Below are 11,342 nucleotides of genomic sequence, written 5' to 3'. Positions count from 1 at the left end.
TTGATTAGACCAAAACACCTGAGTATTTAGAGAAACAAAATAACTGCGGCCAGCAAAAGAAGACTCTCCAAGCCTTCGTTAAGCGCGCCATACACATCCCCCGTTAATCCTCCCAGCTTCTTATTGACTTTGCCGCCCGCATATATTCCAGCTGCCAGCGTCAATAATGGAGCGGCAAAGAAGTAGATTCCATAGGAAGCAGCCGGAAGCCCGATGGTAACGCCAAACACTAATAAAGGAATCGTCATGCCCAAAAATGTGATCAAGATAGCTGATACTGCTGCACTTTGGGCATGGGATGCGTTCAGCCCTTCGAATCTTGCGGCAAGTCCTTCTCCGCCTCGGGCAGGCGGCCATTTGCTCATAGCGTACACCATGAACCAGCGGCTCCATACCGGCACCGTCAACAAGGCGCAGGAGATAGCCAATTGACCGGCAGCAATAAGCGAGGAGAGCAGCGCGGCCTTTAGCATCAGCAGCAGAACGCAGGCCAGAACCCCCATGGCTCCTACCCGGCTGTCCTTCATGATCTCCAGCATCTTTTCCCGTGACCGGTAGCTAAGGAGGGCATCTGCACAATCCATCCAGCCATCGAGATGCAGACCTCCCGTCAGCCAGACCCAGATGATCAGGCTAACGACAGCAGCAGGCAACGGCGGAAGCAGCCAGGAGGCTACCAGCGTTGCTGCGCACATACTTAAGCCGATGGCTGCTCCAACTAACGGATAATGGCGCGTACTCGCCCGCAACAGCTCCGGTGTGAAGTCCAGCTCCGCTTTGACCGGGAAGCGGGTCAGAAACTGAAAGGCCGCTTGAATCGGCTGTACCGTCTGTCTCATAATCGATACTCCCTGCTCTTTAGCTCGATTGGAATACCTGCGGTTACCAGAAATACCTGATCAGCAATCGCTGCGATGCTTCGATTCAACCGTCCTGCCAGATCCCTGTACTGTCTCCCCAACTTATATTCTGGGACAATACCGCTTCCTACCTCATTAGTCACCAGAACAAGCTGACCTGAATATGCCGACACGGCTTCAACAAGCTGACGGATGCTGGATTCTGTCCGGGATTCTCCCCCCGGGCCGTTCTCTTCTCCATCGCTTAGCAGCACATTGGAAAGCCACAATGTAAGACAATCCACAAGCACAACCGGTGAGCCGCTTCCTGCTTGACTCGAGGTCCGGAGCAGCTCCGGCAGCCGGAGAGGCTCTTCCTGCGTGGTCCATATGAACCCGCTCTCCTCCCGCTGGTCCCGGTGAAGCTGAATACGCTCCTTCATCTCCTCGTCAAAAGCCTGTGCGGTCGCTATATACAGCCCGTTCCCGGATTCACTGTGCTTTATGCACCATGACTCGGCAAAGCTGCTCTTGCCGCTTCGCGCACCGCCCGTGACCAATACGATCATCGCGGTTCCCCCTCTGGCGGAGGTGTATCCCCATCGGAAGCTGAAGAAATCCCGGCGCTTGCGAACGTCGCCATCTCAGCCATAATTTTGCAGGCAGCATCGACAAGATGAATAGCCAGGACACCCCCGGTTCCTTCACCCAATCGCATATCAAGATGAAGCATAGGCTCCAGTCCAAGCTCCTTCAGCAAATGAACATGCCCAGGCTCTTGAGATACGTGAGAAGCAATCATGTATTGGACAGTATCAGGCGCCAGCTTATATGCAGCAAGTGCTGCGGCACCTGAGATGAATCCGTCAATAATGACAGGACAGCGAAGTGCCGCAGCAGCGAGGATAACGCCTGCAAGACCGGCAATTTCCAGTCCGCCTACCTTGGCCAGGACATCCACCGGATCATTACCATTCGGCTTATGAAATTCGAGGGCCCGATCTACAGTAATGATTTTGAGGCGGAGTCCGTCATCATCAATTCCAGTCCCCCTGCCGACGCTCTCCCGGGTGGAGATGCCCGTCAAGCCGCTCATCACAGCCGCACTTGCCGTTGTATTGCCAATCCCCATCTCCCCGGTCACAAAGAGTCTTATACCTCGGGAGTAGGCATCCCGGGCAACCTCAGCGCCGGCTATAATAGCCGCCTCTGCCTCTTCCCGAGTCATCGCCGGCTCCTTGACCATATTAGCTGTTCCGTACCTGACTTTTTTCGATATCAATCCAGGGTGCTGCAAATCCGTCTGTACTCCGATGTCAACACACAGCACCTCGGCACTCGCTTGACGGGCAAGTACATTAACAGCCGCACCGCCATTCAGGAAATTGCCGACCATTTGCGCGGTCACCTCAGACGGAAAAGCACTGACCCCTTCCTCACATACCCCGTGATCCCCGGCCATTACAACAACGGCACGTTTGGGATATGAGGACATGACTTTTCCGCTCACTCCGGCGAGCTTGATGGCTAACCCCTCTAATTTACCGAGACTGCCCGGGGGCTTCGTCAACTGATTCAGATGGGCCAAAGCCGCCTCTTCCGCAGACTTGTCCACCGGAGCAATGCTATCCACCAGGCTTGAGATCGTCTGATTCATCGTTTCAACCTCGCTTCCAAGAAATAGAATTATCGTATTCCTATTCTATCAGAATTCATCCGGTGTAGTCTGTGAGAGTCCCTTTCGATACAGCAGCTGCGGCTCGCCGTGATCGGGGTGCGGCACACTATACGCATTGACCGTAAAGATTCTCTGAATCAGCTCAGGCGTTATCAGCTGCTGCGGACAACCAGCACCTGCAACATGCCCTCGATCCAGCACAAGCAAGGCATCGCAGTATAACGAGGCCAGATTGAGATCATGCATAACTGCAATCACGGTTAAGCCATCTTGCTGCCGCCATGACTCGACCAATTCCATGAATTGCAGCTGATAGCGAATATCCAGAAATGTAGTGGGCTCATCCAGTAAAATAATCTCAGGCTGCTGAGCCATTACCTTGCCCAAGGCGGCCCGCTGACGCTGTCCTCCGCTCAGACTGCTTAGCGGCCGATCTGCGAGAGAGGTCAGATCAAGACGTTGCATAATGTCTTCCAGAATATGCTCCGCATGCTCATCCATATCCGCTCCTCGCCAGTTCTGAAAAGGATAACGACCCATTTCCAGAACCTCTCTGACCGTAAACGATACGGGAGGAAGGCCATCCTGCTGCAATACGGCAAGACGCCGTGAAAGCTCCTTACGCCGGTAGGATCTGATCGGCTTGTCAAGCAGAAGGACTTCCCCGGAATCCGCCATCTCCGTACCGGACAGCAGATTCAGCAAGGTGCTCTTGCCGCTGCCGTTCGGGCCGATGACTCCCCAGAATTCCCCTTGCTTGACCTTCCAGTCAATATCCTTTAATGCCTGCTGCTTGCCGTACGCTTTGGATACCTGCTTTACTTCGAGCATCATGATTCACTCTCTCTGACTTTTTTCTTTCGGTATAGCAAATATCCGAAGAACGGAGCGCCTATAAAGGCTGTAATCACACCCAGCGGAATTTCTGTAGGCGCAAGCAGTGATCTGGCCGCCAGATCACTCCACATCATAAAGATCCCCCCGCCAAGAGCGGATAGCGGGATAATCAATCTGTAATCAGATCCCGTGAACAAACGGATCATGTGGGGAATGACCAGGCCGACAAAGCCAATGACCCCGGACACCGATACAGCCGCCGCCGTCATTAAAGTGGCGACAAGCAAAGTCAGTATCTTGGTGCGTTCCACATGAAGCCCGGAATGGGCTGCTTGTTTCTCGCCAAGCGCCAACAGATTCAGCGAACGGGCCTGGCTCCACAGAAATATCAAGCCAGCCAGTAAATATGGAAGCAGGATGGCCGTATACGACCATCCTCGAAGGTTCAAGCTTCCCATTGTCCAGTACATAATTTCATTAATCGTCTTCTTCGACATCGCTGTCAGGAACGACACAATCGCACCCAAAAAGGATTGCATCACTACACCGGACAGGATCAGGCTTTCCGCAGGAATCTTCCCTTGCTCACGGGCAAGCCAGAGTACAATGCCCAGCGTCAGCGCCCCCGTAGTAAAGGCAACGACCGGGAGCGTGAATATGCCGATCCAGGAGAACTGCCACCCGAAGAAAATGAGCACCGCAGCTCCGACAGCCGATCCGGAGGATACGCCGAGCGTGAACGGGTCTGCAAGCGGATTGCGCAGCACGCCTTGAAACGCAGCTCCCGCAACAGCCAGCGTAGAACCGACCAACAATCCCAACAGCACCCGCGGTAATCGGACCTGCATCACAATCGTCTCTGAAGCGGTGCTCCATTGCGGTTCTACCATACTGCCGATCACCGGAATGCGATGAGCAAGAATCGCGGCAATCTCCCGTGCAGGCACGGATACGGAGCCGAAGCCGACACAGATGACCAGCGTAATGCACAGCAGTCCCAATCCGAGAATACCGTAGCCGGTCAGCTTGGATCTCATGGCTGGATCAGATCCGGATAAATCCCTGCGGCAACCTGGATCAAGCCCTGAGTTACACGCGGACCCGGACGGCTTAACAGATTGTCATCCAGACCAACAACACGGTCTTCCTTCACCGCCGTAATTTGATCCCATCCGCCTCTCGACTTGATGATCTCGGCCAATGTGCGATTATTTTCATCTATTACACTTTGCGCATACAGAATGACATCCGGATTCTTTTGGATAATGTTTTCTTCATTGATTTCGCTCCAGCCGGTAATGTCGGAAGCGACGTTCACGCCTCCGGCAAGCGTGATCATTTCATCCATGAATTCACCCTTGCCAACCGTCCAGCCCGGCGAAAATTCGATGTATACTTGCTTCTTCTGATCAGCCGGTACGGATTGCACAGCATCAGTTACTTTCTTCAACTCAGCTTCCATCCCCGCGATAACTTCTTCTGCGACTTGTCCCCGGTCTGTAATTTGTCCGACGGTACGAATATTCTCCATGACTTGCTCCACCGTCTTCGGATTGGAACGGTATACCTTGATTCCAAGATCACTAAGGCTCTTCACCACGTCCTCACCAACCAGATTGCCGGCAAGCACTAAATCAGGCTGGGCTGCGATGACAGCTTCAACATTAATTTGAAACCCGCCCATCCGCGGCTTGGCCTGAGCCGCTTCCGGATAGTCATCATTATCGGATACCCCCACTACCTGCTCATCCAGCCCCAGCGCGAACAACCCTTCCGTCTCGGAAGGCGCCAGAGATACGATGCGCTCTGGCGCAGCTTCAAAGGTGAATTCCGCTCCGAAGGCATCGGTCACTGTTAACGGATATTCAGTGCTTAATGATTCAGCAGCTTGTTCATCCGCTGTATTGGATGAATTCCCGTTTTCAGCATTTTGAACCGCATTTGTTCCGTTATTTGTCGCGGCACTATTGTTCTCCTTGGCACCACAGCCTGTCAGTGCAATCACGAGAGCAAGCAGTACCAGCGCCCACATCTGAGTATATTTTTTCATGATTCGTTCTCTCCCCCATAAATCTGTAATGTAGTCAAGAAATGCCGGAACACGAATAAACGGGACATAAAAAGAAAAACCCGTCCGCTTGGGAGGGTCACGTCTTCAAAGAGAGCACGGAGCAAGCCTGAGCATGTACAGGCATTCCGCTGGCTTTGATAGAACGTTATCCTTTCCTCGAAGGACCGTCTGCTTCCTGCTGGCAGGTCTCCTGACTTCCAGGTTTCGATGAATGCTCGCCTTCCCGTCAAGCAATCTTGCTTGCAGTGGCCTCTTGCAGCTTCATCCCTGGTTACAGTGGCGGGACCGTGCCGGATTTGCACCGGCTTCCCTTTTAACCTGAAGACACACGTAAAACGCTGGCTTCAGGACCTAACAGGTAGGTTATTCGATTCTTGTTCAGACCTTTCTTTCTCTATTGGATTATAGGGGAAAAGCTATAAAGACACAATACTGTCAACTCCTGAGCTGATCAATCCAGCGACAAATCCGCTCCCAGAACTCCTACTACTGCCGCACCCTTTGTAATCGGTACCGCCAGCGTAATACAGCGCTGCTTCGTAATCGCCGACACATATACTTCTGATATGACCGCCCTGCCCTTCATGGCCTGCCGGAACCATTCCCTTCCCTTAGCATTCAGCAGTCCCGCCTCAGGGATGGAGACAACGAAGGTTCCATCCGCTCGGTTGGTCCAGGCCGCCTCCAACCCTGCTTCTCTGGCTAACAACGATTTTAGCGCTGTATGATGTGCATCTATATTCATATCCTCATACGAACCTCCGACCGCTTCAGCATGAAGCTTGTCCGCAAAGACTTGGCCTATCTCCTCCACATAAGCGGATGTCAATCCTCGGTCCTGTTGATCAAGGACTCCGCGAACAGAATGCAGAGAAGATAATAGCTCATCCTGGGCAAGATGAAGTCCTGAGGCTACCGACTTCAGCCGGGAAATATGTACTCGTTGAGAATCCATGCGCCGCAGCGCCCCATCAACATGGATGATATTGCTTTGAAGCACCTGATGTACTTCTTGCATCATAACTTCCATATTGCCGGTCATTTCCGATTGTTCCTCGCTAAGACGTCCCGTCTCCGCAACGTGTTCGTTCACAGAGGCAACCTCCTCGGAAATATATCGAATGTCATCTCCCATAGATCTCAACAGCGCCACCCCGTCCATGGCCGAGGATTGACCCTGCTTGATCGTATTCTTCACCCGTGATACTTCATTAGATATCTGGCGAAACAACGGAGCCGAATTGCCGATTGCAGTTGTACTCTGCTCAGCCAATTGCCGCATCCGGCTTGCCACGACATCGAAGCCTTTGCCCTGCTCTCCCAATCTGGCTGCTTCAATGGACGCATTTAGTGCAAGCAAGGATACCTCGCCTGCAATTCCTTCCAGCTCTTCATACAGCTTGTTTAAAAGACGCGTATTGTCCTCGAGATCACCTAATGGACCGGAAATGGACTGCTGTGATTCTGCCAGCGAGCGGATCGTACCATCCGCCTCAGCCAATGCCTGAGTAATACGTGAAGCTTCCTGAAGTGTCTTGTCGCTCCGAAGATACAGCTGATCAGCCGCTTCCTGAATTCTCTGTGCAGAGGAAGCGACCTCCTGGACCACGGCCAAGCTCTCCTGCATTTGCTCCAAAGAACGCTCACTACCTGCCTTCAAGTCCAAGTCCAGTGCAGAAGAAATATCGGACAGCTCTTGAAGCTGCTCCATGCTTTCATCCACTTCACTGACTGCTGCCTGCAGACGGTCCGCAGCAACTAAAGATTCCCGGGCCATCTTCTCCCAAACCGGAGAAACCTCCTCGCGTTTATTCTTGACTGCTGATTGAAATCGGAACATAGCTCCACTCCGTTCTATAATGTCAATTTACCTAACATTATAAAATAGATTCCTGGCTATAGACAGTGCTTTCCAAGGAAAAAAATATGGTTTTAAATAAAAATAAACAAATAAGCCCATAAACATAACATATAACGTAATGTTTATAGGCCTTAATCGGACAAAATCGGAATTAACCTCTCAATTTCTTACACATAGCCATATATGTCTTCTAAAGCTCCCCTTGTCTAAGGATGCATAACCAATAGCCCGCAAACCGCACCCAGGGAGCAAGTCTGCGATCTCCTCCGTAGTTACAATTACGGCTCTTGAACTGATCTGCCCTAAGCTGGTCAGCATATTCAACTTATCACTTTCAGGCAGGACAGAACATAAATTATAAGGCATATCCAGAATCGCCGAGTCATAGTGTTCACGCACTTCGTTCATATCCCCAAGCTTCACCAAAGCAGCAGGGTCATATCCGAAAAAGCTGAGATTTTTCCGCGCACCTTGTACAGCAAGCGGATTTATATCTACCCCTACAATATCAATTCCCATCGATAAAGCCTCGATCATGACATTGCCCATCCCGCAGCAGGGATCAATCACCTTGATTTCCTCCGGCTCTGGCACTGCGATATTGACTAAAGAGCGGGCGACGGTTGCGGGCAGACCTGTTGAATAATTGCTCGGCTTATGCTTATGAGTAAGCCAAGGGCGAAGCCCCTGCCGGCATATGCCTAGCTGCCATCCCTCTTCAGAAGCTAGCAATCCAAACAATAGATCAGGCGATCTCATCTCAGCCTTGCCCTGTATTCTCCGGCCAACAAGCCGCTCCATTTCCCGCTGTTCCTCATAGCTTCGCATTTCTCCGCATTTCAGATACATGATCTTGAAGCTGCGCTCGTTCAGCGTAAGGTGTTCTGCTTGCTCCAGCAGCTCTTCTAAGGTTGGGGTCTGCAACCCGATGTCGACTCGCATGGATATGAACGGGCTCCGATCCGGAGCAATTATCTTGAGACTCTGAATGTAATTCCTAGACCCGCTTTTGGCTTCGAATCGGCTGCTAAACAGCGTACTATCCGTCCCTGCTTCAAATAAAGACGACAGCTCCAGCCTGCACAGATCGCGCTCGCTCTCATGACAAGCATAGGGATATATGCAGACTCCAGCACGCCACTGTTCTCCCAATTCATATTCCGTTAGTTCACAGCTACTTTTCATAAAAATCATTCCTCTTGCATTTCCGTCAAATGGGCCCAATACCGCTTGGGCATATGGGATAAACGAGCGCGGTGATTGATACGTTCTTGAATGGCAACCGTATCATAGAATCGCTTCCATAGCCGCCGATAGCCTTCTTCTTTCTCGTCAGCTTCCGGTATGGAAATTTCATCCGCATTCAGCATCATCAATCTATCTTCCGGCCGCGCATCATGGCGATACATCAAGGCCTCGCCATGATTCTTATCATAAATCAAAAAAGTATCGCCTGCAAAACGCTGGCAGAAGTGCCCTGCAATCAATGGAAGCACCTGATTTTTGGGCTCAATCACTGCTACCAGCACATCATCATGGATCGAGAAGCGAACAAATCCCATAAAAGCATGACTTTCCGTCTTCAAATGACGCACAGCTTTGTTCAACTGATGGATCGAGGGCTCGGTCAGCATTTGCATCACTTGTCCCCCAACGCGAAAGCCGATCCGCAAGAAGCGGTAGATCAGCAGCTCCTTCTGAGGGGCACAAGTAAGAAAGCCGCAGCGAATCAAATCCTGAGCTTGCGGAGAAATATTGCGCGCTATGGATTCGTAGACCCGTTCCGCCTTTGCCTGGCACGTCGCCACTGTCCGCGGCGCAAACAGAACGGCCTGCGGCTCCTCCGCAGAACTTATATCGGCCAGCTCTTCCTTGCGTTCATAGCTCTCAAAGACGCAAGTCAGCAACCCGTCAAAGGTGCCGTCATAGATATACGTCACTCCAGTTGTCCAACTCACGGCAACAACACTTCCTTGCCCGCTCCGGCAGCAAGCTCCTCATCACTGAACAATGATAACTGCTCAACTTGCGGGCTCGGCAAATACATGCTGTATTCCCGCTTGGAAATCAGCGATCGGAGAATGGTGCTCTCATTTACCTTCAAGCCTTCCAGCCGCCGGCCCGAGCAGGTGATGAAGTATTGCGCGCGCTTTAAGACAACGCCCAGCTTCTTTAGACCATGGAAGTCAATTCGGCCAGCCCTTCTGGCTGTAACGATCCGCTTCGCGCTCCGGATTCCGATGCCCGGTACGCGAACCAGCTTGTCATAAGGAGCTGTATTCACTTCAACCGGAAATTGATCGATATGATTCATCGCCCAGTTGCACTTCGGATCCATGAACGGATTGAAATTCGGCGCTCCTTCATCCAGCAGCTCCTTTGCTTCAAAGCCGTAGAAGCGCAGCAGCCAGTCTGCCTGATACAGACGATGCTCCCGCAATAATGGCGGCTTGCTATTCAGTGCAGGCAGCAGCGAATCCTCCATGACAGGCGTATACGCCGAAAAATAAACCCGTTTCAATTGAAATTTCTTGTACAACGACTCGGTGAGCGTGATGATCTTCAAGTCACTGTCAGGCGTTGCTCCGACAATCATCTGCGTACTTTGTCCACCGGGGACAAATCGCGGCGCATGGCGGTATTTCATCAAATCTAAGCTATTCTCCTGAATGCCCCGACGAATCGCCGACATCGGCTTCAGAATCGATTCCTTGGATTTGTCAGGCGCAAGAAGGCGCAAGCTGTCCTGTGTAGGAAGCTCGATATTGACACTCATCCGGTCAGCCAGCAATCCTAACCGGGAGATCAGCTCGGGGGCAGCGCCGGGAATGGCCTTCACATGGATGTAGCCGTTAAAACGATGGGTATGCCGAAGCAGCTCCAGCACCTTAATCAATTGCTCGGTCGTATAATCAGGGTTCCGCATGATACCGGAGCTGAGGAACAATCCCTCGATGTAATTCCGGCGATAAAAATTCATCGTCAGATCGGCAAGCTCTTCCGGTGTAAACATGGCCCGTCTCGTATCATTGGAACGCCGATTGACGCAATATTTGCAGTCAAAAATACAACTATTGCTCATTAACACCTTAAGCAGAGAGATGCAGCGGCCATCAGCTGTGAAGCTGTGGCAAATGCCGCACCCGGCCGTATTGCCGGTACCCCCTGGCGTATTTCCCCGCTCTACCCCGCTGGAGGAACAAGACACATCATATTTGGCCGAATCGCTCAAGATGGTCAGCTTGTCATAAACATCCATCATCACAGCCTCCCTTTTGTTCTCATTTTAATACGAACGTATGTTCCAGTCAATTTATGAGAAGGGTTAGCTGTGACCTTTCCGTGTCGGTTTAAGTTAACTACACACTTGTGCGCTTCAACATAGCTTCTTTAGCTCGATTGATATGGAATACGGACGATCAGGTCCGCGGCAAAAGAACCGTCTCACCGCTTGGCATGCTTTGCAACCGCAGGATTTCACCCGGAGCGATTTTGAAGTCAGGATCATGAAAGTCACGGCCGCCAGCCAGTTTTCCTGCAAGCAGCGAAATTACGCCTCCATGGGTAACGATCAGGACAGAGGCGGGCAAGGCAGCATTCTCATTATTTAGAAAGAGATCAGCTGCATTCTTCTGAAGCTCACTGTAGAAATCGGCAACCCTGGATTCAAATTGCTCCCAGGACTCCCCGCCAGGCGGCACATGCGAGGCCGGATCATCAATCCATTCCCGGTAGGTCTCGCAATCCTTCAGTTCCTCATAGGTTTTCCCTTCCCACTCCCCAAAATTCAGCTCGCGGATTCGGGCATCATAATACGCAACCATAGCCAGATCGGGACGAACGCGGGTCAGCGTCTCGCGGCAGCGTATCAAATCGCTGCAATAAACCTTCGCGAATTGAATGTCCGCTAATTTAGCAGGGAGCTGCGCAAGAGCTGCCCCTTCACCGGACAACAGCTCAAGATCGCTGTGCCCCTGATAACGCCGGCTCCGGTTCCACTCTGTACATCCATGACGAATAAACCACCATTCCATATGCTTCGGCGCCTCCATTTAC

General features: G+C 51.7%; 11 protein-coding genes and 1 riboswitch. All 11 genes read right to left on the bottom strand.

Annotated features, from left to right (window positions below; genetic code table 11):
• Positions 1–26: 26 nt before the first annotated feature.
• Positions 27–839 carry an adenosylcobinamide-GDP ribazoletransferase gene (gene cobS / locus KQJ23_RS08505; RefSeq protein WP_216478415.1) on the bottom strand — a complete coding sequence of 271 codons (813 nt, stop codon included), beginning with the start codon at positions 837–839 and terminating at the stop codon, positions 27–29.
• A complete protein-coding gene (cobU, locus tag KQJ23_RS08500; RefSeq protein ID WP_216478414.1) occupies positions 836–1,408 on the bottom strand; it encodes a bifunctional adenosylcobinamide kinase/adenosylcobinamide-phosphate guanylyltransferase in 573 nt (190 codons plus the stop codon). The genes cobS and cobU overlap by 4 nt, the downstream gene beginning before the upstream one ends.
• A complete protein-coding gene (gene cobT / locus KQJ23_RS08495) occupies positions 1,405–2,496 on the bottom strand; it encodes a nicotinate-nucleotide--dimethylbenzimidazole phosphoribosyltransferase (protein WP_216478413.1) in 1,092 nt (363 codons plus the stop codon). Before cobT ends, cobU begins: the two co-directional genes overlap by 4 nt.
• A 48-nt stretch (positions 2,497–2,544) precedes the next feature.
• Positions 2,545–3,351, bottom strand: coding sequence for an ABC transporter ATP-binding protein (locus KQJ23_RS08490; protein ID WP_346779365.1), 807 nt, complete (start codon positions 3,349–3,351; stop codon positions 2,545–2,547).
• The gene (locus tag KQJ23_RS08485) at positions 3,348–4,391 is read right to left on the bottom strand and encodes a FecCD family ABC transporter permease (protein WP_216478412.1); all 1,044 of its coding nucleotides are present in this window, start codon (positions 4,389–4,391) and stop codon (positions 3,348–3,350) included. The genes KQJ23_RS08490 and KQJ23_RS08485 overlap by 4 nt, the downstream gene beginning before the upstream one ends.
• Positions 4,388–5,404, bottom strand: coding sequence for an ABC transporter substrate-binding protein (locus KQJ23_RS08480; protein ID WP_216478411.1), 1,017 nt, complete (start codon positions 5,402–5,404; stop codon positions 4,388–4,390). Before KQJ23_RS08480 ends, KQJ23_RS08485 begins: the two co-directional genes overlap by 4 nt.
• A gap of 184 nt (positions 5,405–5,588) precedes the next feature.
• Positions 5,589–5,796: riboswitch (cobalamin riboswitch) on the bottom strand.
• An 80-nt stretch (positions 5,797–5,876) separates the two neighbouring features.
• Positions 5,877–7,265, bottom strand: a complete 1,389-nt coding sequence (locus tag KQJ23_RS08475) for a methyl-accepting chemotaxis protein (RefSeq protein ID WP_216478410.1) — start codon at positions 7,263–7,265, stop codon at positions 5,877–5,879.
• A gap of 180 nt (positions 7,266–7,445) precedes the next feature.
• Complete coding sequence (locus KQJ23_RS08470) at positions 7,446–8,471, bottom strand: TRM11 family SAM-dependent methyltransferase (protein ID WP_216478409.1); 1,026 nt, start codon at positions 8,469–8,471, stop codon at positions 7,446–7,448.
• A 5-nt stretch (positions 8,472–8,476) separates the two neighbouring features.
• Positions 8,477–9,244, bottom strand: a complete 768-nt coding sequence (locus KQJ23_RS08465; RefSeq protein WP_216478408.1) for a TIGR03915 family putative DNA repair protein — start codon at positions 9,242–9,244, stop codon at positions 8,477–8,479.
• Positions 9,241–10,545: a putative DNA modification/repair radical SAM protein gene (locus KQJ23_RS08460; protein ID WP_216478407.1), complete on the bottom strand. Its 1,305-nt coding sequence runs from the start codon at positions 10,543–10,545 to the stop codon at positions 9,241–9,243. The genes KQJ23_RS08465 and KQJ23_RS08460 overlap by 4 nt, the downstream gene beginning before the upstream one ends.
• 160 nt (positions 10,546–10,705) lie before the next feature.
• Positions 10,706–11,320: a histidine phosphatase family protein gene (locus tag KQJ23_RS08455; RefSeq protein WP_216478406.1), complete on the bottom strand. Its 615-nt coding sequence runs from the start codon at positions 11,318–11,320 to the stop codon at positions 10,706–10,708.
• Positions 11,321–11,342: the final 22 nt, after the last annotated feature.

Source organism: Paenibacillus brevis, assembly GCF_018919145.1.
GTDB classification, from domain to species: Bacteria; Bacillota; Bacilli; order Paenibacillales; family Paenibacillaceae; genus Fontibacillus; species Fontibacillus brevis.
This window is presented reverse-complemented; position numbering and strand designations above follow the sequence as displayed.

What these genes read in the sequence shown, in the direction of transcription:
- KQJ23_RS08460 (WP_216478407.1), bottom strand. Translation starts at nt 10,545, where the DNA reads ATGGATGTTTATGACAAGCTGACCATCTTGAGCGATTCGGCCAAATAT.
- KQJ23_RS08475 (WP_216478410.1), bottom strand. Translation starts at nt 7,265, where the DNA reads ATGTTCCGATTTCAATCAGCAGTCAAGAATAAACGCGAGGAGGTTTCT.
- cobT (WP_216478413.1), bottom strand. Translation starts at nt 2,496, where the DNA reads ATGAATCAGACGATCTCAAGCCTGGTGGATAGCATTGCTCCGGTGGAC.
- KQJ23_RS08485 (WP_216478412.1), bottom strand. Translation starts at nt 4,391, where the DNA reads ATGAGATCCAAGCTGACCGGCTACGGTATTCTCGGATTGGGACTGCTG.
- KQJ23_RS08490 (WP_346779365.1), bottom strand. Translation starts at nt 3,351, where the DNA reads ATGATGCTCGAAGTAAAGCAGGTATCCAAAGCGTACGGCAAGCAGCAG.
- KQJ23_RS08470 (WP_216478409.1), bottom strand. Translation starts at nt 8,471, where the DNA reads ATGAAAAGTAGCTGTGAACTAACGGAATATGAATTGGGAGAACAGTGG.
- cobS (WP_216478415.1), bottom strand. Translation starts at nt 839, where the DNA reads ATGAGACAGACGGTACAGCCGATTCAAGCGGCCTTTCAGTTTCTGACC.
- cobU (WP_216478414.1), bottom strand. Translation starts at nt 1,408, where the DNA reads ATGATCGTATTGGTCACGGGCGGTGCGCGAAGCGGCAAGAGCAGCTTT.
- KQJ23_RS08455 (WP_216478406.1), bottom strand. Translation starts at nt 11,320, where the DNA reads ATGGAATGGTGGTTTATTCGTCATGGATGTACAGAGTGGAACCGGAGC.
- KQJ23_RS08480 (WP_216478411.1), bottom strand. Translation starts at nt 5,404, where the DNA reads ATGAAAAAATATACTCAGATGTGGGCGCTGGTACTGCTTGCTCTCGTG.